This is a genomic window from Micromonospora sp. L5 (genome assembly GCF_000177655.2).
Lineage (GTDB): Bacteria > Actinomycetota > Actinomycetes > Mycobacteriales > Micromonosporaceae > Micromonospora > Micromonospora aurantiaca.
The window spans coordinates 3,474,746-3,494,290 of the sequence record NC_014815.1 but is presented as its reverse complement, the minus strand read 5'-3'; the positions used below and the strand labels follow the sequence as shown (position 1 = coordinate 3,494,290).

General features: G+C 73.7%; 22 protein-coding genes, 1 tRNA gene and 1 pseudogene. 10 read left to right on the top strand and 14 right to left on the bottom strand.

Features of this window, described 5'->3' with window-relative positions:
- Positions 1 to 31: 31 nt before the first annotated feature.
- The 3 genes and pseudogenes from ML5_RS16550 to ML5_RS16540 all read right to left on the bottom strand — a co-directional run.
- The gene (locus ML5_RS16550; RefSeq protein ID WP_030273275.1) at positions 32 to 238 is read right to left on the bottom strand and encodes a hypothetical protein; all 207 of its coding nucleotides are present in this window, start codon (positions 236 to 238) and stop codon (positions 32 to 34) included.
- Positions 239 to 316: 78 nt separating this feature from the next.
- Positions 317 to 1,681 carry a dipeptidase gene (locus ML5_RS16545; RefSeq protein ID WP_013288091.1) on the bottom strand — a complete coding sequence of 455 codons (1,365 nt, stop codon included), beginning with the start codon at positions 1,679 to 1,681 and terminating at the stop codon, positions 317 to 319.
- Positions 1,656 to 2,356, bottom strand: a pseudogene (locus ML5_RS16540) (uridine kinase); the annotation flags it as partial. The pseudogene ML5_RS16540 and the gene ML5_RS16545, both read right to left, overlap by 26 nt.
- A 111-nt stretch (positions 2,357 to 2,467) precedes the next feature.
- On the opposite strand from ML5_RS16540, the gene ML5_RS16535 reads away from it, so the two are divergent.
- Entirely contained in the window at positions 2,468 to 2,869 is a 402-nt protein-coding gene (locus tag ML5_RS16535; protein WP_013288093.1) for a rhodanese-like domain-containing protein, read from the top strand.
- Here ML5_RS16535 and ML5_RS16530 read toward each other — a convergent pair.
- From ML5_RS16530 to ssb, 3 genes are all read right to left on the bottom strand, one after another.
- Positions 2,863 to 4,407, bottom strand: a complete 1,545-nt coding sequence (locus ML5_RS16530; RefSeq protein WP_013475454.1) for a cobyric acid synthase — start codon at positions 4,405 to 4,407, stop codon at positions 2,863 to 2,865. The genes ML5_RS16535 and ML5_RS16530 overlap by 7 nt on opposite strands.
- Positions 4,404 to 5,429, bottom strand: a complete 1,026-nt coding sequence (locus ML5_RS16525; protein WP_013475453.1) for a cobalamin biosynthesis protein — start codon at positions 5,427 to 5,429, stop codon at positions 4,404 to 4,406. Before ML5_RS16525 ends, ML5_RS16530 begins: the two co-directional genes overlap by 4 nt.
- Positions 5,430 to 5,516: 87 nt before the next feature.
- The gene (ssb, locus tag ML5_RS16520) at positions 5,517 to 6,365 is read right to left on the bottom strand and encodes a single-stranded DNA-binding protein (RefSeq protein ID WP_013475452.1); all 849 of its coding nucleotides are present in this window, start codon (positions 6,363 to 6,365) and stop codon (positions 5,517 to 5,519) included.
- A 285-nt stretch (positions 6,366 to 6,650) separates the two neighbouring features.
- On the opposite strand from ssb, the gene ML5_RS16515 reads away from it, so the two are divergent.
- Positions 6,651 to 7,061, top strand: a complete 411-nt coding sequence (locus ML5_RS16515; RefSeq protein WP_013475451.1) for an HPF/RaiA family ribosome-associated protein — start codon at positions 6,651 to 6,653, stop codon at positions 7,059 to 7,061.
- Between the two features lie 153 nt (positions 7,062 to 7,214).
- Positions 7,215 to 8,231 carry an alpha/beta hydrolase gene (locus ML5_RS16510; RefSeq protein WP_041784197.1) on the top strand — a complete coding sequence of 339 codons (1,017 nt, stop codon included), beginning with the start codon at positions 7,215 to 7,217 and terminating at the stop codon, positions 8,229 to 8,231.
- A gap of 66 nt (positions 8,232 to 8,297) precedes the next feature.
- Here the strand turns inward: ML5_RS16510 and ML5_RS16505 are convergent, their stop codons facing one another.
- Entirely contained in the window at positions 8,298 to 9,032 is a 735-nt protein-coding gene (locus ML5_RS16505; protein ID WP_013475449.1) for a hypothetical protein, read from the bottom strand.
- A 170-nt stretch (positions 9,033 to 9,202) separates the two neighbouring features.
- Here ML5_RS16505 and ML5_RS16500 point away from each other — a divergent pair.
- Positions 9,203 to 9,275: transfer RNA gene (locus tag ML5_RS16500), tRNA-Arg, on the top strand.
- 84 nt (positions 9,276 to 9,359) lie between these two features.
- Here ML5_RS16500 and ML5_RS16495 read toward each other — a convergent pair.
- On the bottom strand, positions 9,360 to 9,920 hold the full coding sequence (locus ML5_RS16495) for an AAA family ATPase (protein WP_013475448.1): 561 nt from the start codon (positions 9,918 to 9,920) through the stop codon (positions 9,360 to 9,362).
- A gap of 637 nt (positions 9,921 to 10,557) precedes the next feature.
- On the opposite strand from ML5_RS16495, the gene ML5_RS16490 reads away from it, so the two are divergent.
- Complete coding sequence (locus ML5_RS16490; protein WP_013475446.1) at positions 10,558 to 11,025, top strand: NUDIX domain-containing protein; 468 nt, start codon at positions 10,558 to 10,560, stop codon at positions 11,023 to 11,025.
- A 57-nt stretch (positions 11,026 to 11,082) separates the two neighbouring features.
- Here ML5_RS16490 and ML5_RS16485 read toward each other — a convergent pair whose 3' ends face one another.
- The 3 genes from ML5_RS16485 to ML5_RS16475 all read right to left on the bottom strand — a co-directional run bounded on the left by ML5_RS16485 (position 11,083) and on the right by ML5_RS16475 (position 13,120).
- Entirely contained in the window at positions 11,083 to 11,619 is a 537-nt protein-coding gene (locus ML5_RS16485; RefSeq protein WP_041784549.1) for a barstar family protein, read from the bottom strand.
- A gap of 107 nt (positions 11,620 to 11,726) precedes the next feature.
- Positions 11,727 to 12,281, bottom strand: a complete 555-nt coding sequence (locus tag ML5_RS16480; protein ID WP_162881447.1) for a GrpB family protein — start codon at positions 12,279 to 12,281, stop codon at positions 11,727 to 11,729.
- Between the two features lie 110 nt (positions 12,282 to 12,391).
- Positions 12,392 to 13,120, bottom strand: coding sequence for an SDR family oxidoreductase (locus tag ML5_RS16475; protein ID WP_013475443.1), 729 nt, complete (start codon positions 13,118 to 13,120; stop codon positions 12,392 to 12,394).
- A 75-nt stretch (positions 13,121 to 13,195) separates the two neighbouring features.
- Here ML5_RS16475 and ML5_RS16470 point away from each other — a divergent pair, with 75 nt between their 5' ends.
- Positions 13,196 to 13,555, top strand: coding sequence for a MerR family transcriptional regulator (locus tag ML5_RS16470; RefSeq protein WP_013475442.1), 360 nt, complete (start codon positions 13,196 to 13,198; stop codon positions 13,553 to 13,555).
- Positions 13,556 to 13,581: 26 nt separating this feature from the next.
- Here ML5_RS16470 and ML5_RS33100 read toward each other — a convergent pair whose 3' ends face one another.
- From ML5_RS33100 to ML5_RS16455, 3 genes are all read right to left on the bottom strand, one after another.
- A complete protein-coding gene (locus tag ML5_RS33100; protein WP_013475441.1) occupies positions 13,582 to 14,430 on the bottom strand; it encodes a hypothetical protein in 849 nt (282 codons plus the stop codon).
- Between the two features lie 137 nt (positions 14,431 to 14,567).
- The gene (locus tag ML5_RS16460; RefSeq protein WP_013475440.1) at positions 14,568 to 14,978 is read right to left on the bottom strand and encodes a TIGR03618 family F420-dependent PPOX class oxidoreductase; all 411 of its coding nucleotides are present in this window, start codon (positions 14,976 to 14,978) and stop codon (positions 14,568 to 14,570) included.
- Between the two features lie 42 nt (positions 14,979 to 15,020).
- Positions 15,021 to 15,461 (bottom strand): hypothetical protein, encoded by a 441-nt coding sequence (locus ML5_RS16455; RefSeq protein WP_013475439.1) that lies wholly within the window; start codon positions 15,459 to 15,461, stop codon positions 15,021 to 15,023.
- 73 nt (positions 15,462 to 15,534) lie between these two features.
- On the opposite strand from ML5_RS16455, the gene ML5_RS16450 reads away from it, so the two are divergent.
- The 4 genes from ML5_RS16450 (at position 15,535) to ML5_RS16435 (ending at position 19,531) form a co-directional block, all read left to right on the top strand.
- Positions 15,535 to 16,335 (top strand): class I SAM-dependent methyltransferase, encoded by an 801-nt coding sequence (locus tag ML5_RS16450; RefSeq protein WP_013475438.1) that lies wholly within the window; start codon positions 15,535 to 15,537, stop codon positions 16,333 to 16,335.
- Between the two features lie 148 nt (positions 16,336 to 16,483).
- Positions 16,484 to 17,659, top strand: a complete 1,176-nt coding sequence (locus ML5_RS16445; protein WP_013475437.1) for an ATP-binding protein — start codon at positions 16,484 to 16,486, stop codon at positions 17,657 to 17,659.
- Positions 17,649 to 18,845, top strand: a complete 1,197-nt coding sequence (locus ML5_RS16440) for a hypothetical protein (RefSeq protein WP_013475436.1) — start codon at positions 17,649 to 17,651, stop codon at positions 18,843 to 18,845. The genes ML5_RS16445 and ML5_RS16440 overlap by 11 nt, the downstream gene beginning before the upstream one ends.
- Complete coding sequence (locus tag ML5_RS16435) at positions 18,815 to 19,531, top strand: response regulator transcription factor (RefSeq protein WP_013475435.1); 717 nt, start codon at positions 18,815 to 18,817, stop codon at positions 19,529 to 19,531. The genes ML5_RS16440 and ML5_RS16435 overlap by 31 nt, the downstream gene beginning before the upstream one ends.
- Positions 19,532 to 19,545: the final 14 nt, after the last annotated feature.

Sequence of the window (19,545 nt, the reverse complement as noted above, 5' to 3'; positions counted from 1 at the left end):
GCACGGGTGCGCCGGGCCGACGGGCCGACGGTCAGGCCGAGACCGGTTCCTCGATGCGCAGGCCGCGCCCGCGCACGCCCTCGGCGACCCGGGTGAGCAGCGCGTCGAGCGTGACCAGGGCGGCGGAGAGCTCGCCGATCTGTTCGTTGAGCGTGTCCTCGGACCACGCGGAGACGTCGACGTCCCCCAGAGCACGGACGGCGGCCTGGAGCCGCTCCATCTCGTCGTTCGTACGCATGTTCGAAAGGCTATAACACCCCGCCCGCCGACACACCACAAACTCCGACATCCGCCCCGAAGTTACGGTTTCGACACCTCAGGCGCGGTTTCCGGCCTCGGCCACCCGGGCCAGCAGCAGCGCCTCGGCCAGGCACACCCGCGCGAACTCGCCCAGGTGCAGGCTCTCGTTCGGCCCGTGCGCCCGCGCGTGCGGGTCCTCCACACCGGTCACCAGGATCGCGGCCCGCGGGAACATCTCCTGGAACGTGGCGATGAACGGGATCGACCCGCCCACCCCGATGTCGACCGGGTCGGTGCCGTCCCAGGCCGTCCGGAACGCCGACCGGGCCGCGTCGAACATCGGCCCCGAGGCGTCGATGACGCAGGGCGCGCCGTCGTGCTCGAACGTCACCGACACCTGAGCGCCCCACGGCGCGTGCCGCTCCAGGTGCGCGGTCAGCGCCGCGTACGCCTTCTTCGGGTCGTCGCCCGGCGCCAGCCGTACGCTCAGCTTCGCCTTCGCGGACGGCACCAGCGCGTTCGGGGCCTCGCCGGTGGACGGCGCGTCCACGCCCAGGATCGCCAGCGCCGGCTTCGTCCAGAGCCGGTCGGTGATCCGGCCGGTGCCGAACAGCCGCGCGCCGTCGACCAGGCCGGCCTCGGCGCGGAACCGGTCCTCCGGGTAGTCGACGCTGGCGCCCTCGCGGGCGGCCAGCCCGTCCACCGCTACGTCACCCGCCTCGTCGTGCAGCGTGCCGAGCAGCTTCACCAGCGCGGTGAGCGCGTCCGGCACGGCGCCGCCGAACATGCCGCTGTGCACCGCGTGGTCGAGCGTGCGCACCTCCACGAAGCAGTTCACGATGCCGCGCAGCGAGGTGGTCAGCGCCGGCACGCCGACGTCCCAGTTGGTGGAGTCGGCGATCACGATGACGTCCGAGGCCAGGTCGTCACGGTGCTCGGCGAGCAGCCGCTCCAGCGAGTCCGAGCCGTACTCCTCCTCGCCCTCGATGAACAGCACCACGCCGACCGGCAGCCGGTCGCCGAACGCGCGCAGCGCGGCGACGTGCGCCATGATGCCCGCCTTGTCGTCGGCGGCGCCCCGGCCGTAGAGGCGGCCGTCGCGCTCCACCGGCTCGAACGGGTCCGACTCCCACAGCGACAGGTCGCCGACCGGCTGCACGTCGTGGTGCGCGTACATGAGCACTGTGGGCGCGCCGGCCGGGGCCGCCTTCGTGCCGATCACCGCGGGCTGGCCGCCGGACCGGACGATCCGCGTGTCGAGGCCGCAGCCGCGCAGCAGCTCCGCCACCGCCTCGGCGGAACGCTCCACGTGCGAGTGGTCGAAGCCCTCGAAGGCGATGCCCGGGATGCGGACGAGTCGCTCGAGGTCGGCACGGACGCCGGGGAGTTCCCGCTCGACGGCGGCCCGCACCTCGGACTCGGAGAGGATCGGAGTGGTCATGACCGGAATCGTATGCTGGCCTTACCCCGCCACGTCGCCCGAGCCCGGTCGCCGCCCCACGCGCACGTAGTAGCGGTCCGCGTCGTGCGGCAGGTCCGGGGCGCCGTCGACGACCAGGTCCACAGCGGCCTCGGTGCCGTCGGCGGCGAAGTGCGACCGCTCCCCCGCGTGCCAGCAGCGCAGCTCCGGCAGGATCTGCTCGCCGTCGCGGGCCAGCGCCCGGCGCAACCGCAGCTCGGCCGGCGCGGTGACGAGCACCGACAGCGTCAGCTCGGGGCGTACCGCGGCGCGGGCGGCGCTCACCCCCTCGACGATCAGCACCGGACCGGCCGGCACCGGCACCACCCGGTCCAGGAAACGACGGCGCACCCAGCTGTAGCGGCGGTAACCGCCCGTCCGGCCGGCCCGCAGCGGGCCGAGGACCTGCTCCTCCAGCCGGGTCCAGAACGTGAGCTGGTCGTCCCAGCCGTCGAGCAGGTCGTCGGTGTGCACGAGCGGCGGGCGGACGCCGCCCGCCCCCGCCGCCAGGGCGTCCGCGAGGCGCGTCGCGAACCGGCTCTTGCCCGCGCCGCTGGGCCCGTCGACGGCGACCAGCCGGGTACGCCCCAACCGCGCCGGCCCGGCCAGCACCCGACGGGCCAACCCGGCGTACGCCTCGATCAGGGCAACGTTCACCCGACCGACGCTAACGTTCCCCCGTCCGCTGGAAACTGCGACCCGGGCGGACCGTTTCGCCGAGCGGCGGCGCGGCGCGCTGGGCATCATCGGGGGGTGCTCCATGACGTGATGTGTCCGGGCGTCGACGCCCTCCTGGAACAGGCCCGCGCCGGTCTCCGCCGGCTCACCCCGCACGAGACCGTCGAGGCGGTCCGTGGCGGCGCGCTGCTGATCGACACGCGTACCGAGGCGCAGCGCCGCGAGGAGGGTGAGCTGCCCGGCGCGATCGTCATCGACCGCACGGTGCTGGAGTGGCGACTCGACCCGGCCAGCGCGTGGCGCATACCCGAGGCCACCGGGTACGACCGCGAGATCGTCGTGGTGTGCCGGGAGGGGTACAGCTCCAGCCTGGCCGCCGCCAGCCTCCAGACGCTGGGGCTGCGGCAGGCCACCGACATGATCGGCGGCGTGCAGGGCTGGCGGGAGGCCGGACTGCCGATGTCCGACCGCCCGGCCGACGTGCGCTACTGAACCGGTGGCGCGCCGGGTGGCACGAACGGCAGTCCCGGCGGTGGGCCGGACTCGATCAGCCGCCACAGCGCGTCGGTGTCGAGGTGCTCCTCCACCAGGTCGCCCAGCAGGTCCAGCGTCCGTTCCCCGGCCGCCGCGAAGGACGTGTCCGGCGCGACCTTGAACCCGGTCCGTCCGGCCGCCTCCGCGACCTCGGTCAGGAACCGGCGGCGGAACGCGTCCGAGGAGAAGGCGCCGTGCCAGTGCGTGCCGTACACGGTGCCGAGGCGCGCGCCCTCGCCGGTGCCGTCGGCGTAGCGCAGCAGCGGCGCGAGGCCCGGGTCGGCGGCCGTGACCCGGCCGTGGTGGATCTCGTACCCGTGGACCGGCACGTCGCCGGCGGCGGTGCCCTCGGCCCGGCGGACCGTCTTGCGGGGCTCGAAGGTGATCTCGACGGGCAGCAGCCCGAGGCCGGGTACGGTGCCCCGGCGGCTCTCCACCGCATCGTGGATCGCCCGGCCCAGCATCTGGAAGCCGCCGCAGATGCCGAGCAGCGGCCGTCCGGCGGCGGCGTGCGCCCGGACCGCGTCGGCCAGGCCGGTCTCCCGCAGCCAGGCCAGGTCGGCGACTGTCGACTTGGTGCCGGGGAGCACCACCAGATCGGCGGCGGCGAGTTCGGCCGGCTCGACGGTGAGGCGGACCCGCACACCCGGCTCGGTCGCCAGCGCCTCCACGTCGGTGGCGTTGCTGATCCGGGGCAGCCGGACCACTGCGACGTCGAGCCAGTCGGTGCCCCGGGGCGCGGGCGGCCGGCCGAGCACCCGCCCGTACGCGAGCGAGTCCTCCGCGTCGAGCCACAGGTCCAGTGCCCAGGGCACCACCCCGTACGTCGGGCGGCCGGTGACCCGGCGCAGCATGTCCAGCCCCGGCTGGAGCAGGCCGCGGTCACCCCGGAACTTGTTCACCACGAACCCGGCCAGCAGCGCCTGGTCGGCCGCGTCGAGCAGGGCGACGGTGCCGAACATCGAGGCGAACACGCCGCCCCGGTCGATGTCGCCGACCACGATCGTGGGCAGCCCGGCCTGCCGCGCCAGCCCCATGTTGACGTAGTCGCCGTCGCGCAGGTTGATCTCGGCGGGGCTGCCCGCGCCCTCGCAGATCACCACGTCGTACTCGGATCGCAGCTCGGCCAGCGCCGCGTACGCCGTGGTGGCGAGCCGGGACCGTACCTCGTGGTAGTTGCCGGCGGTGACCGTGTCGACGGCTTCGCCGAGCAGCACCACCTGGCTGGCGTGGTCACTGCCAGGCTTGAGCAGCACCGGGTTGAAGCGCAGGTCGGCGTCGAGCCCGCAGGCGGCGGCCTGCATCGCCTGGGCCCGGCCCAGTTCGCCGCCGCGACCGTCCGGGCCGACCACCACGGCGGAGTTGTTCGACATGTTCTGCGCCTTGAACGGGGCGACCCGGACACCCCGGCGGCGCAGCCAGCGGCAGATGCCTGCGGTGAGCACGCTCTTGCCGGCGTCGGAGGTGGTGCCGGCGACCAGCAGCCCGCCGCTCACCGCCCGCTCCCCCGGCCTGAGCCACGGGCCGCTCGGGTGACGGCGCCCAGGGCGGCCCGGCCGGCAGCGCCGACCAGGCGACCGACTGTCACCGGGTAGAGCGCGGCCAGGCCGAGCGCGGCCACACCCACCGCGCCCGAGATCCGGGCGGCCCGCTTCAGGTGCCGCGCCTCGGGGCGGGGCCCGTCACCGAGGAAGGGCCGGGTCTCGGCGCGGCCGAAGTAGACGTTGCGCCCGCCGAGCCGGACGCCGAGCGCGCCCGCCATGGCCGCCTCGCACTGACCGGCGTTCGGGCTCGGGTGGTCGGCCCGGTCCCGTCGCCACACGTGCCAGGCGGCGGCGCGGTCCCCGTGTGCCACCGGCGCGACGGCCACCGTGAGCAGCCCGGTGAGCCGGGACGGCACGAGGTTCAGCGCGTCGTCCAGCCGGGCCGCCGGGGTGCCGAAGCGGGCGTACCGGAGCGAGCGGTGGCCGACCATCGCGTCGAGCGTGTTCGCCGCCCGGTAACCGAGCAGGCCGGGCAGGCCCGCGACCGCGCCCCAGACCAGCGGGGCGACCACGGCGTCCGAGGTGTTCTCGGCGACCGACTCGACCGTGGCGCGGGCGAGTTCGGGCTCGTCGAGGGCCGACGGGTCGCGTCCGCAGAGGTTGCCCAGGCGGGACCGGGCGGCGGGCAGGTCGGCCCGGCCCAGTGCCCGTGCCATCACCCGGGACTCGTGCCGCAGCGTGCGCCCGCCCAGCACCGTCCAGGTGCCGGCGGCCACCAGCGCGGCCCGGGCCACCGGACGGCGGCGGGTCGCCAGCGCGGCGGCGGCGCCGAGCAGGACCGGCGCGCCGACGGCGAGCGCCGTGAAGGCGGTGCCGGCCGTCCGGTCGGGGCGGTAGACCCGCCGTTCCAGCGCGCCGGCCGCCGTGCCGAAGCCGGCCACCGGATGCCACCGGCGGGGGTCGCCGAGCAGGGCGTCGAGCGCGTAGCCCGCCACCAACCCGGTCGCGTTCGCCATGGCGGTCGCCTGCCGCACCCGTCACCACCTCCGGCCGGCCAGCCTAGTCGTACCGCGGGGTGGTGACGCCGACGTCACCACCCCGCGCCCCCGTCGGACGAAGGGTCAGGCGGGCACCGGGGTACGCCGCCGGCCACGACGCCCCGACGCGGTCCCGCCGGTGCCATCGGTCCCGCCCGGGCTCGCGCCGCCCGGCTCGCCCTCACCCGGCCCGGAGCCACCCGGCCCGGAAGCACCCGATCCGTCGACCTCCGAGGGCGGGACCTCGCCCAGCTCGTCGTCCTCGGACGTGACCGGCCCGTCGTCCTCCGTGTCGCCCAGCTCGTCCTCCTCCGGACCGCCCGGCCCGCGGTCGTAGTCGGTGGCCCGTGCACCGGGCCGGGTGTCGAACGGGTCGGGCTCGCCCACCCGCTCGACGGTGCCGACCAGCCCGACCCGGCTGCCCCCGTACTCCGACGGCGGGAAGTCGTCGTCGAAGGGCCGGTCGTCGAACGTCGTCGGCGCCTGGGCATCAGGCACCGGCTCGGTCGCCTCGCCGTGCACCCGCTGCTCGGCCTCCGCGTCCTCGACCGTGCTGGTGGCCGCGCGGGGCTGGTTGCGCAGGAAGCGGGCGCGGCCCCGGGACAGGTCGTGCCCGACGGCGACCGCCTCCAGCTCGTAGAGCGTGCGGTGGGTGCCCGCCTCGTCGGTCCAGTCCCGGGTGTAGAGGCGCCCGGCGACGATCACCGGATCACCGACCGCCACCGAGGCGGCCACCCCCTCGGCGAGGCGGCGCCAGCAGTTGACGCGCACCCGAAGGCTGTTGCCGTCGACCCAGCGGCCGCTGTCGCGGTCGAGCCGGCGGGCGGTCGAGGCGACCTTGAAGTTGGCCACCAGCGTTCCGCTCTGCGTGGTCCGACGCCACTCCGGCGCGGTCAGCACGTTGCCGACGATCGTCACGTACGTATCGAACATCGCCCCTCCCAGGGATCGACTTGTCCCGGTGAGCGTCGGCCGGTCGCCCGGCCCGGACCACCCGCCGGCTCGGACCTGTGGACGACGGGCCGCCCTGTGGACAACCACCTGATCAAGGTCCCGATCTGCTAGGCCGACCGGCCCTACGTGCCTGACCTGCGGCGACGCATGATCGAAAGGAACCGGCAAGCAGGCGTTCCGGAATCCCGCCGGTTGGGTAAGTACTTGATCAACCGAGAGAAAGGGAGCTCCCATGCTTCTCCGAGACGTCCGCGAGGCAGCGCGATGAGCGCCGTGGCGAACCCCGCGACCGTGGCCGAGTGCCTGCGGGTCGGCGCCGGGTTCTCCCAGGGCGACCGCAACTGGATCGCCGAGCAGTTCGCGACCCTGGACGCCCGGCTCGCCGGCTTCCACGCCGACGCCACCGAGCTGGAGGTGTCCGTCAAGGACCGCGAGGCCCGGGGCCAGAAGGTGACCCTGGAGTGCTGGGTCGCCGGGCGGCAGAAGATCGTCACCACCTCGACCGAGGAGGATCTGCACGCCGCGCTCAACGACGTCCGGGACGACCTGCGCCGCAAGCTCAACGACGCGAAGACCCGGCAGGAGCCGCGCCACAACAAGCACCTGCGCGCCGTCGACCAGCCCGAGGGCACCCCGTTGCAGGACGCCGAGCGCGAGGACGCCGAGACCGCCTGAAGTCCGGCACGGCCCGCCCGCACGGTGCCGGCGGGCGGGCCGTGCCGTTTGTTAACAAGGGGCCCTTCCTCTACCGGATGCGTTAACAAGGGCCCCCTCCTTACAACCCAGCACCCCTACCGCCGGGTAGCAAGGCGGCGTACCGTCGCGGTCGTGGAACCGGACGTGCTGGGCGCCCCCTACGAGCGGCGGACGATCGAGCTGGGCACCGACGACGAGGGGCCGGTGGTCGCGACCCTGGTGCGGCGGCGCGCCGACCGCCCGACCGGCCGCGCCGTGCTCTACGTGCACGGCTTCGTCGACTACTTCTTCCAGACCCACGTGGCCGACTTCTTCGCCGAGCGTGGCTGGGACTTCTACGCGCTCGACCTGCGCAAGTACGGCCGCAGCCTGCTCCCGCACCAGACCCCGAACTTCTGCCGCGACCTGAGCGACTACTTCCCCGAGCTGGACGCCGCCGCGGAGATCATCCGCGCCGAGGAGGGCCACGACACCCTGCTCGCCATGGGCCACTCGACCGGCGGCCTGATCATCTCGCTGTGGGCGCACGACCGCCGCGACACCGGCCTGGTCGACGGCATCGTGCTCAACAGCCCCTTCTTCGACATCAACGCGCCCTGGATGGTCCGTCGACCCCTCGCGGCCGCCGTCTCCCGCCTGGGCCGCAGGGCGCCGCAGCGTGTGCTGCCGTTCGGCCTGGGCACCGTGTACGGCGAGAGCCTGCACGCCGACCACCGGGGCGAGTGGCGGTACGACCTGGCCTGGAAGCCGCTCGCCGGGTTCCCGGTGCGGGCCGGCTGGATCAACGCGATCCGCGCCGGTCAGCGTCGCCTGCGGGCCGGGCTGGACATCCCGGTGCCGGTGCTGCTCGCCTGCTCGACGCGCAGCTTCCGGGGCACGAAGTGGCACGACAGCGCCACCGGCGCCGACGCCGTGCTCGACGTCGAGCACATGGTGCGCTGGGCACCGCGCCTCGGCCGGCACGTCACGCTCGCCCGCTTCGACGGCGGGCTGCACGACCTCACACTGTCCAGTCCCGGCGTACGCGAGAAGGTCTTCGCGGAGGTCGGACGGTGGGCGGAGGGATTCCTCCGCGCCGGGCCGACCGAGCCGGAGCCCACGACGCCGCCGGCCCCCCGGCGGCCGGCCGACGCGACCGCCGAGGGCTGAGGCCGGTCCGCCCCCGCCGGCGGGACGCCCGGCTCGGTCGGCCGTCCCGCCGCCGGGGCGGCCGGTTCAGTCGGCGACGACCGCCGTGAGCGCGGCGCGGATCCGGTCGAACGTGGCGATCGGATGGCCACCGGCCTGCGGCGGCAGCACCACGCCGAGACAACGCAGCGCGGGCCCGCCGTCCGGCCCGGCCTCGACCGCGAACACCGGCGCGCCCACGTAGCCCGCGGGCAGCTCTGTCGTGACCCGCACCTCGCCGCCGTCCCGGGCGACCCGCTCGACGACCGCCTCCAACGGCCGCGCCCCGCCGTCGCCGACGCCCAGGGCCAGCACGAACGCCGACGCGGGCGCCGCGCCGATCCGGGCGACCGAGTCGGCCGGCGCGGCCACCGCCTCGGTGACATGCTGGGTACGCCAGCGCCAGCCCCGGTCGTCGGCCCAGCCGTGCAGACCGCCGGTCGGCATCGCGGCGAGCCCCAGTTCCGGCAGGTGCAGCCAGTGGTCGGAGAAACCGGGCAGGTCGATCGGCTCGTCCGCCCCTTCGGCCGGGTCGGTGACACTCGGCCGCAACCCGATCTCGCCGTACGCGCGGTCGGTGAGCGCGTCGGCGGTGAGCAGCCACTCGTGCGCGACCTCGCCGTCGTCGGTGGCGCCGACCAGCTCGCTGTAGAAGAAGGCGGTGCCGAGGACGTCGGGCGGTGTGCCCGGGCCGTCCGAGCCGGTGAGGGGCAGGATGGCCCGTCCGAGGAGCTGACACAGCTCGAAGACGATCTCGTTCTCGGTTTCCTGGTCGAGCTGCATCCGACGAGGGTACGGATCGCGTCCCGCCCGGCCCGCGCCGGACCCGCCGCAACTGTGGTGCCGGTCCGGGCCCCGGCGTGGGACGCTGAGGGGCGGAACGGACGCGCCGACCCGTACCCCCGGGCACGCGGGGAGCGGCGGTACCCTCTTGGCGCGACGACCGTCGGCGCGCGCCCGTAGCTCAGCGGATAGAGCAGGGGACTTCTAATCCCAAGGCCGCAGGTTCGAATCCTGCCGGGCGCACCCTCACCACCCAGGTCAACGGGTTGTGGCTTCCGGTCGAGACGATCACCACGGCCCGTACAGCGGTGGCCGCAGCAACGACCGTCAGTAGCAGTCGTCAGGTCTTGCCACGACAGTTCCTGAACCGCGGCCGGTAGCTCGAAGGACGATCTGCCGGGCTGCTTGGGCGGGCGTGAGGTGCGTGGTGTCGACGACCTCGGCCTCGGCATGCAGCCACGTGCGGGCCGCCTCGGCGTAGGGCTCGAGGTACTTGAGGCGGAACGGGGAGGGGACGGGATGTTCCCTCTCGATACGCCTGCGGAGGGTGTCCTGGTCGGCGTGGAGGACGAAATGCCTTACCGGTATGGCGTGTCGGGCAAGGCCCCCGCTGATCTCGCGCCAGTACTGCTCCACCAGGACGGTCATGGGCATCACCAGCGTGCCGCCGGTGTAGTCGAGCACGCGGCGGGCGGTTTCGACGACGAGATGCCGCCACGGCGGCCAGTGCTGGAAGTTGTCCGTCGCGGGCAACCCCGGCGTGATGTCCATGAGTGCCTCGCCGACCTTCTCGGCGTCGAACACCCGTGAATCCGGGATCAGTTGTTGCACGAGCACACTGGTCGTCGTCTTGCCCGCGCCGTGGGTGCCGTTGAGCCATACGATCACGGGGCACGTTAACGCGGGCGAGCAACCGGGCGGCGCTGACGTGGCCCCGGCTGAACGTCGGGTAGGTGGGCGCTCGGCGCAGGCCACTACGCTCCACACCAGAAGTGTGGGACTCGACTCTCCACCTCCCGGGCTCTGGAGGTAGTGGTGCCGGTCGTGCTTGGGCCATACCCGCTGTGTCCGACGTGCCAGAAGACGAACGGCGGCCTCATCGCCGCCAAGCACCGCCAGATTCACCTCCGGGCGCACGGCAGGGAGGCGTGTGTCGATGCGGGCCTTGCCGGACTCATGGCCAGCCTCTGGGCTGTCTGCGACACGCGTAGCTGTTGCGAGAACGACCGCGGGCGGGCGTACGTCGTACCGACCGCGGATACGTGCGACGCAGCGGAACACCTGCTGACCAGGCTCGGACTGCGCCCGACGAATCTCGACGGGATCCTCTGTTTCCACAAGCCCAGCTCATTTCGACTGGACGACGCCGGCCAGGTGCGACGCGTGCTGGAACAACCAGGCGGTGCCCACTCGCGCTGGCGGGTGAACGAGAACGGGGTGTTCGAACCCGTCCGCCCGGCAGACGAATCCGCCGGCTCTGACGCCGGTCCATGACGAGCGTCCCCTCAGCGACTACCGTGCCCTGATGGCCGTCTCGTCGTACGTGGCCCGGCTGCGGGCGGTGATCGGCCACGAGTTGATCCAGATGCCGTCGGTGTCGGTCGTCGTCGTCGACGAACGCGCACGGATCCTGCTGGTACGTCATGCCGAGGACGGGAACGGGTGGGCGGTGCCCGGCGGCGCGGTCGACATCGGAGAGTCGCCGGCCCAGGCGGCCGTGCGTGAGATCCGCGAGGAGATCGGCGTTCGGATCAACCGGCCGCGGCTGCTGGACGTGCTCGGCGGCCCCGACTACGAGGTGACCTACCCGAACGGCGACCGCGTCGCCTACGTCACGGCGGTCTACCAGGCGACCATCGCCGACGGAGAGCCGGTCCCCGACCACGACGAGATCGGTGAGCTGGACTGGTTCACCCCACCGCAGCTAGCCGGTGCCGATCTCAACCGCTTCTCCCGGGCGCTGCTGCGGGCCACCGGTCACCTCGCCGGTTGACGGCGACCGCTTCTCGCAGGCCGCTCCGCCACCGACGGTCGAAAGGAAGCTTCCCGGTCAGGCCGGTCGGCGGTTGGCGTCCGCCCACTCCGCGTCGTTCCAGAGCGCGGGGACCGCGCCGACCGGCTGGAACCGGATCTGCGGATCGTTGCTCTGCACGAGACACATGAGACGGCGGCCGATCAGGCTTGCGCTTCGGGAGTGGCGCGCCATCGTGTCCAGCACGATCTGGGCGGACCGCGGGCAGTGCGTGGCGAACGTGTCGTAGCCGGTGAACACGAGGACGAGGCCGGCCGCCTGGGGCGTCCACCCGTACTCCTGGCTCACCACGTCGCGCATGCAGTCGTTGAGGGCGTCGAGGTTGTGCCCGTAGTAGCCGGGGAACCCGAGCACGGCGGCCGTGTCCCGGTGCATGGCCTCCTCGGTCGTCCAGCCGGAGGCGTCCAGGTGGGTGACCTGGTAGCCGTGATCGCGTAGCCATCCGGTCGTCCGATCGAGGATCGGCGAACGCCAGAACAGAGTCACCGGCGTATTGCTCATGAGGCGGAAAGCCCAGTCCCCGCTGAGATCGGCTTCCGCGTCGAAGGCGGTCACGACCGGGAGAGTACAGCCGCGACCGGTACGCGAGCGCCATCGCTCCTCGACGGCGACGGACGGGCCGACCGTCCACCGCGGGCCGTGCAGGCGCACCCCGTCCAGATCTAGCCCTCTGCCGACTGGCGACCTGCGGATCGGCTCCACAGCCGGGCCTCGGCCGACAACTGCGCAAACACCTTCTCCTTTGCTGCGCCGTACTGGGCCCGACTGTGGGGATGCAGCGCGGCTGCACGCCTCTTTGCCGCCTCGTAGCGACGGGCAGCGTCCGGGGTGGCCGCGAGGTAGGCGCGAAAGACTCGGTTCGCCTCCGGCACCTGCGACGTGACTCCGAAAACGTGCAGGTGGTGGCTTCGCTTTCCGGCCGTGTCCTTCGCGAAGAACAAGTGCTCATCGTCGTCCGGGAAGGCCAACGGACGATAGGCGTACCCGAGTTGCTCAAGTGGCCGGACGTCGGCGACCACCGCACCTACCTCAGGCACCACCACCAGGATGTCGATGACGGGTTTGGCAGCCAGGCCGGGGACGCTGGTGGAGCCGAAATGCTCGACGCTCAGCGCCGCGGGAAGCGCCTCCGACAACAGCCGTTCTTCGATCCTGAATCGCTCGGGCCAGGCCGGGTCGTAGGGCACCACCTCGACTACAGGCACGTCGTCGCTCACGTCGGCCACCGTAGCGGCTGGCACCTTCTTCCGACCGAGGCTACAACCCGGCTGGGGGCAGAACACGAGGCACATCAGGCGCCCACCGAACAGGGCGGGCTGAACCTCGCTCAGGCCGCCGTCAGCGCCGCCAGGGCCCGGTCCATCGCGGCGTTGAACTCCTCCGGCGTCAGCGTCAGCCGGGACTTGACGTCGCGGCTCCACTGGTCGGCGAGGACTTCGGCGGCACCCGCCTCGACGCCGTCGAGCGCCGCGTCGGCCAGGTCGGACGGCGCGATCTTGTCCACCGGCCAGCCGGCGGACATGTCGGTGTCGGCCAGGCCGAGGTGCACCGCCGTCACGAGCGTGCCCTGGTCGGCGAGTTCCAGGCGTACGCCGTTCGTCATCGCCCACGCGGCGGCCTTGGTCAGGTGGTACGCGCCGGCGCCTCTGGTTCCGAACCACGACATGGCGGAGAGCACGTTGACGATCGCGCCCCCGCCGTTGCGGCCGAGCGCCGGCGCGAACGCCCGGATCATCTCCAGGTGGCCGAGCACGTTGGTGTCCACCTCGTGCCGCAGCGCGTCCAGCGAACCGGCCACCAGGTCGGTGCCGGTCTGGATCCCGGCGTTGTTGACGAGCAGCGTGACGTCCGGGGCGGCAGCGGCGACGGCACGCACCGATGCGGGACTGGTGATGTCGAGCGCCAGCACCTCGACCCCTGGCAGGTCGACGGTTTCCGGCCGGCGTGCGGTCGCGTAGACCTTGCGGGCGCCGCGTTCGAGCAGGCGCTGGGCGAAGGCGCGGCCCAGGCCGCGGTTGGCGCCGGTGACGAGGGCTACCGAGTTGGTGATGTCCATGCCCGGTACGCTAAAACCTGACGTTGACGTCAGAGGCAAGTGTTGATCGCCGAGACCGGGGTGAGAGGAGTCACCGTGCCCGAGCCGCTGATCCGCATCGGGGAGGTGGCTCGCGGCGCCGGTGTCTCGGTGCGCGCGGTGCGCTACTACGAGGAACAGGGTCTTCTCTTCCCCAGGCGCAGCCCGTCCGGCCAGCGCCTCTACCGGCCGGACACGGTCACGCTGGTCCGCTTCATCCAGCAGATGTACGCGGCGGGCCTGACCAGCAGCCGGATCGCGGAACTCCTGCCGTGCTGGGACTCCGGGCACACCGACCCGGCGCAGCGGGCCATGCTGCGCGCCGAGCGCGAGCGCATCCAGGCCAGGGTCGACGAGCTGCGGGCCGCGCTGGACCGCCTCGACGAGGTCATCGCGATCACCGACACCCACCCGTAGGCGCGGCCCGCCGGACGCCGCAGGTCTCAGCGGCCCTCGGTCTCGCGGTGGGCACGCAGTGCGCCGGCGACGGCCAGCCCCGCGCCGCCCAGAGCGACAGCCATCTCCACGGCCGAGGAGACCTCGATGGCACTGGCCGCCGGAGCACCCACGCTGATCATGAGCCCCGGTTGCAGGAAGGCGTCCTCGGCGGGCTCGACCAGGGTCCACCAGGTCGCCCACGCGGAGGCGAGAGCCGAGCAGGCCCTCACGGCGACCAGCGCCAGCAGGATCATCCCGGTCGGGAGGAGTCCGTGCCGGTCGCTCCGCCACCCGGACGACGCGAGCAACCCGGCGGTGACGAGCACGGCGAGCAACCCCGGCCACACGGCGGCGAACAGGTCGAGCAGCGGCGGTTCGCCGGGCTTCGACGCCACGCTCAGCCCGCACCAGACGACCACTGCCACCGCCAGGACCGTCGTCGCCACACCCAGCCGCCCGCCGCGTGCCGGCAGCGCCGACACGGCGACCGCGAGCAGGAGTACGCCGAGAACGAGGCCCCACGCGATGAGCCGCTGCCGGTCCATGCCGTCCTGCCAGTGCTCCAGCAGGTACGCCCTCGCCGCCGCCTGGCCCCGGGCCAGGTCGCCCGCGTCCGTCCCCCATCCCCGATGCCGGAGCAGGTTCGCCGCCACCAGGGCGAACACCCCGGCACCGGCCGCGACGCCCCGCCGCACCCGGGGCGTACCGGAGGTGGTGAGCGCGTGGCCGCACAGGGCCGCCAGGGTGACCGCTGCCCACAGCAGCGACGCGTCCGGCATGGCGAGCAGCGCCGCCCCGACCGACAGCAGGCCGGCCACGACCGCGGCGGCTCCCAGGCTCGACGACAGACGCATGGCGCAGAGAGTGGCACAGGAATCCCGACCGCGGTGACCCGCCGGTTTCGTCGGTGGTCTCGGGCATGATCGCGTGCGTCGCTGGACTACGAGGCGGGTGCCCGGAACGAGATCTCCTACTGGGGGTTCTCCGGGGACTAGCGTGCCGTTCCGGCGAGCAGCCACCGCCGGACGGGCACCTCCAGCAGCACCCGCTCACCGTCCGGCGTGACCGGCTGCCGGATGTCCCATCCGCCGTACTTCTTCGCGAACGCCGCGACGACCTCGGGCGGGAAGCCGGTGCGGTGTACACGGGCCTCGCCCTCCGCTACGACCGGGTGGACGCCGTCCTCCAGGGCGAGCGAGACGCGGGGGTCGGCCGTCACGTTGCGGGCCTTGACGCTGCGCCCCTCGCAGCCGATCCACCAGACGCCGTCCGCGTAGACGAACCACACCGGCGTGACGTGCGGGGAGCCGTCACGGCGCAGCGTGCAGAGCCAGACGTTGCGCTCGCGGGCGAGCCGGTCCTCGACGGCCGGCGGGAGCGGTGTGGCGGGAGATGAGGCCATGCGACAAGTGGATCAGGTGTCACGCGGCGGCACGCGACCGGCTCACTCGCAGATCCGCCACTCGCCGTCTTCCTTGACCATCGGGAACGACTGGGTCACGTTCGTGCCGACCGAAGGCGTGAAGCGGATGGTCGTCGACCCGCTCACCCGCCCGTTGTTGTTCGACACGTTCAGCCCGGTGATCTCGTAGCCGGTGAACTCCGGCTGGGAGGACTGCTGCCGGGTGAAGTCCGCCTCGCTGACCCGGTCGCGCACCGAGGAGCAGAACTGCCGGTATGCGGCGGGATAGTCGCGGTCGACGATCGCCTCGGCGTAGGTCTCCGCTGTGGACCGGGCCGGGCCGGTGGCTTCCTGCACGGCCCGGAAGAGGAAGAAGCCGGCGAGCACCCCGCCGGAGCAACAGATCGCCAGCACCACGCCGAGCACGATGAACAAGGTTCGCTTGGACTTCTTCGGCGGCACCATGGCCGGCTGGTATGCCATACCCCGCAGGGTAGGAAACACCGGCAACCGTAAACCGGATGCTGCGGCTCCGCTTCTCGGCGACCATCGATCGATGCCCGCACACCGCCCAGCCGAACCGGACATCAGTCGCTACTACACCGAGGTCTACGCCGAGGCCGACCGGCTGGACGGGTCGCCGCAGGGCCGGCTGGAGGCACGGCGTACCCGGGATCTGCTCGCCCGGCTGCTGCCCGCCGCACCGGCGGACGTGCTGGACGTCGGCGGCGGTCCCGGGGCGTACGCGGGTCCGCTCGCGGCGGCCGGCTACCGCGTGCACCTGGTCGACCTGGTGCCCGCGCACGTGGCGGCGGCACGGTCGGCGTACCCGCTGGTCACGGCGTCGGTGGGTGACGCCCGCGCGGTGCCGTCGCCCGACGCGGCGGCGGACGCGACGCTGCTGCTCGGCCCGCTCTACCACCTTCCCCGGCAGGCCGACCGGGTGGCGGCGCTGCGCGAGGCGGCGCGGGTGACCCGGCCGGGCGGGACGATCGTGGCGGCGGCGATCAGCCGCCACGCCGCGCTGATCGACCTGAGCGTGCAGGGCCGCCTCGACGAGGACAACCGGCGGTCGTTGCGCGCCCAGTACGAGACCGGGGTGAACGACCCGGCCACCGGCTTCACCACCGCGTTCTTCCACCGGCCGGAGGAACTGGTCGCCGACTTCGTCGCGGCCGGACTGCCCAACCCGGAGGTGTACGGGGTGGAGGGTCCGCTGTGGCCGCTGCTGAACGCGCTCGGCACCGGGCCGCACGAGCGGTTGTTCGCCGACGCGGTGGCCTGCGCCGAGACGTTCGAGCGGGACGCCGCGATCCTCGGTGCCAGCGCCCACCTGCTCGCCGCCGCGCGCCGCTGACCGACGGGCCGGAGAGCCGGCTGCTTTACGCCGGAGCGAAACTCGTCAAGCACCAAGGGTGACCAGTTGCGACAAACCATGTTATTCTCCAGCGTCAATCTATGCCGCGCGGACCCGGCCGGGTCGCTGCCGGAAGGACATCCCCCCGATGCCGGTCGCTGCCGCCATGCCTCTGTCACGGGCCCCGCTGGCCCGCCCGGCGGGTGACGCGTTCAGCCTGATCTTCACCACCCTGCCGGCGCTGCTGCGGCTCACCTGCGGCCTGGTCGGCGCGGTGGTCGCGCTGGCGGTGCGTACGCCGCCGGTGCGGGTGGCGCTGCTGATCCCCGCGGTCGTCGTGCTGACCGCCTGGTCGGTCTGGTACGCGTTCCGCGCGTTCCGGCACGGCATCGGCGGCGCGCTGGTCGCCGGTGACGTGGCGCTGACCACCGCCGCCGCGCTCGCCGTCCCGTGGCTCGTCGCGCCGGAGGTGCTGCCGGGCGAGGCCAGCTGGGTCGCGGTGCTGGCCAGCTCGACAGTCATCAACGCGCAGGCCACCGCCCCGGCCCGCTGGTCCGTGCCGGCCGGCCTGCTGGTCACCGCCGCGTACGTCACCGGCACCACGCTGGCCGGCAACCCGGTCGAGGCGCGGGCGCACGCCGGGACGCTGCTGGTGCAGACCGGCAGCGCGGCGGTGATGACAGCGGTGATGCGCCGCCGGATCGCCCGCGCCGACGCCGCGTTCGCCGACTACCAGCGGCTGTCCCACGAGGCGGTGGTGGCACGCGCCGCCCGCGAGGACGAACGGCGGCAGAACCGCGACCTGCACGACACCGTCCTGGGCACGCTCACCATGGTCGGCCTCGGCGCCGTACCCGACTCGGCGACGTTGCGCGAGCGGTGCGCGGACGATCTGCGTACCCTCACCGCCCTGGCGGGCGCGCGGACCGCGACCGCGCCCGGCGAGACCGACCTGGACGAACGGCTGCGCGAGGTGCTGGCCGGGACGCCCGGGCTCGCGGTGACCGCGACGCTCGCGCCGTGCCGGCTGCCGGCGGAGGTCGCCACGGCGCTCGCCGACAGCGCCGCCGCCGCGCTGGCGAACGTGGCCCGCCACGCGCCGGGCGCGGCCACGTCGCTGCGCCTGGCCCGCGAGGGCGGCACAGTCGTGGTCGAGGTGGTCGACGACGGTCCCGGTTTCGACCCGTCCACGGTCCCGGCCCACCGGTACGGGCTGCGCGAGTCGATCCACGGGAGGATGAGCACTGTGGGCGGTCGGGCGGTGGTGACTTCCGCCCCTGGCACCGGCACCCGGATTCGGCTGGAGTGGTCCGATGGCGAGTGAGTCGGGTACGGCCGTGACGGCCGGCTCCGCGCTGCGCCCGCTGCCCCGGCCGCGGACGGCGACGCGCTCCGCGGCGGCCACGGCCCCGCCGGAGGCGCACGCGGTGGCCGACGCGTCCGACGGCGGCGCGCGGATCGCCGCGATCGTCATCGCGGCGGCCTGGCACCTGGCGGTGGCGCTGCCGGCCGTGTTGCGGGCCGGGCCGGGGATGGCCTTTCCGGCCGTGGTGGCGACGGGCTGGCTGGTGACCGCGATGGTCGGGGTCGGGGCCGGCGTACGGCTGCTGCGCGGCGGGCTGCCGGCGGCCGGGCCGCTGGCCGCGGTGCTGCTGGTGGTCGACGCGGCGGTGGTCGCGGGTGCCGGCGACCGGTTCCTGTTCAGCACCGCCAACTGGGTGTGGGGCGGTCTGGCCTGGTTCTTCCTGCTGGTGCTCTGGCAGCGGCCGGTGCGCTGGCTGCTGCTCATGCTCGCCGCGCACGGCACGATCGCGCTGGTCGCGGTGGTGCTGTACGGGGCGACCGCCCCGGCCGACCTGAGCCGGGCCGCGATGTACGTCTACGGCACCTCCACCCTGCCGGTGGCGGTCTTCGTCGGCGCGGCCGCGCTCACCGCGCAGGCCCGGAACCGGGCGGCCACCGCCGCGGCGACGCTCGCCGTGGCGGCGGAGCAGGAGGCGGCCGAGCGGGCCCGCACCGAACGGCAGGCACGGCTGGCGCTGGTCAGCGGCACCGCCGAGGAGGTGCTGGCCGAGCTGGCGGCGGGCGACGCCGACCCGGCCGACCCGGCGGTACGGCGGCGCGCGGTGCTGGCGGCGGCCCGGCTGCGCCGGCTCATCGCCGAGTCGGACGACGTGCCGGACGCGCTGCTGCACGAACTGCGCGCGGCGGCCGACCTGGCCGAACGCAACGGACTGCCGATCGACCTGGTGTCGGTCGGCACGCCGCCGGAGTTGCCGGTGGAGATCCGGCGCGGGCTGGCCGACCCGCTCACCGCGGCGCTCGCCGCCGCCGAGGGTTGGGCCCGGCTCACAGTGGTAGCAGGCCAGGACGAGGTGGTGGTCAGCCTGGTGACACCGGATCACGACGGCCCGGACGAGCCGGCGACCGGCGGGGACGGGCCGGTGGAACACCTGCACGAGCGGGACGGGGAGATCAGATGGACGCAGACCCGCTGGCGGCGGACGTGAACGCCGGAACCCCGATCGGGGTGGCGATCGTGGACGACCATCCGGTGGTGATCGACGGGGTGCGCGCCTGGCTGGCCCGCGAGCCCCGGTTGCGGGTGCTGGCCACCGGCGACGACCCGGACGAGGTGCTGCGGGCCGCGCCGGACGCCGAGGTGGTGCTGCTCGACCTGCGCCTGCACGGCCGGATGGTGCTGGACAAGCTGGCCGAGCTGAGCGCGGCCGGGCGCCGGGTGGTGGTCTACTCCGAGCACAGCGACCCGCAGACCATGCTCGCCGCGCTCGACGCCGGGGCGGTCGCGTTCCTGGCCAAGCACGAGGGCCGCGAGCACTGCGTGGCCACCGTGCTGGCGGCGGCGAGCGACCGGCCGTACGTGCCGCCGGCGCTGGCCGGTGCGATGGTCGGTGACGCCCGCCCGGATCGTCCGTCCCTGTCGGACAAGGAGCGTGAGGCGCTGCTGCTGTGGTTCCAGTCGATGTCGAAGGCGTCGGTGGCGCGCCGGATGCAGATCAGTGAGCACACCGTGAAGCAGTACGTCGACCGTGCGCGGATCAAGTACACCCGAGCGGGGCGTCCGGCCGCCACGAAGGCGGCACTGCTCGCCCGGGCGATCGAGGACGGACTCGTCCGACCGGAAGATATCGGCATCTACCGGTCGCAGGCGTCGGCCGACCGGCCGACCCCCTAACAGGCGTCATGACA

Excerpts from the sequence above, each read along its gene's own strand:
- ssb (WP_013475452.1), bottom strand. The coding sequence starts at position 6,365 with ATGTTCGATACGTACGTGACGATCGTCGGCAACGTGCTGACCGCGCCG.
- ML5_RS16475 (WP_013475443.1), bottom strand. The coding sequence starts at position 13,120 with ATGGACATCACCAACTCGGTAGCCCTCGTCACCGGCGCCAACCGCGGC.
- ML5_RS33100 (WP_013475441.1), bottom strand. The coding sequence starts at position 14,430 with ATGCGTCTGTCGTCGAGCCTGGGAGCCGCCGCGGTCGTGGCCGGCCTG.
- ML5_RS16460 (WP_013475440.1), bottom strand. The coding sequence starts at position 14,978 with ATGGCCTCATCTCCCGCCACACCGCTCCCGCCGGCCGTCGAGGACCGG.
- ML5_RS16550 (WP_030273275.1), bottom strand. The coding sequence starts at position 238 with ATGCGTACGAACGACGAGATGGAGCGGCTCCAGGCCGCCGTCCGTGCT.
- ML5_RS16535 (WP_013288093.1), top strand. The coding sequence starts at position 2,468 with ATGTGTCCGGGCGTCGACGCCCTCCTGGAACAGGCCCGCGCCGGTCTC.
- ML5_RS16435 (WP_013475435.1), top strand. The coding sequence starts at position 18,815 with ATGGACGCAGACCCGCTGGCGGCGGACGTGAACGCCGGAACCCCGATC.
- ML5_RS16545 (WP_013288091.1), bottom strand. The coding sequence starts at position 1,681 with ATGACCACTCCGATCCTCTCCGAGTCCGAGGTGCGGGCCGCCGTCGAG.
- ML5_RS16440 (WP_013475436.1), top strand. The coding sequence starts at position 17,649 with ATGGCGAGTGAGTCGGGTACGGCCGTGACGGCCGGCTCCGCGCTGCGC.
- ML5_RS16455 (WP_013475439.1), bottom strand. The coding sequence starts at position 15,461 with ATGGCATACCAGCCGGCCATGGTGCCGCCGAAGAAGTCCAAGCGAACC.
- ML5_RS16505 (WP_013475449.1), bottom strand. The coding sequence starts at position 9,032 with ATGCAGCTCGACCAGGAAACCGAGAACGAGATCGTCTTCGAGCTGTGT.
- ML5_RS16445 (WP_013475437.1), top strand. The coding sequence starts at position 16,484 with ATGCCGGTCGCTGCCGCCATGCCTCTGTCACGGGCCCCGCTGGCCCGC.
- ML5_RS16490 (WP_013475446.1), top strand. The coding sequence starts at position 10,558 with ATGGCCGTCTCGTCGTACGTGGCCCGGCTGCGGGCGGTGATCGGCCAC.
- ML5_RS16450 (WP_013475438.1), top strand. The coding sequence starts at position 15,535 with ATGCCCGCACACCGCCCAGCCGAACCGGACATCAGTCGCTACTACACC.
- ML5_RS16515 (WP_013475451.1), top strand. The coding sequence starts at position 6,651 with ATGAGCGCCGTGGCGAACCCCGCGACCGTGGCCGAGTGCCTGCGGGTC.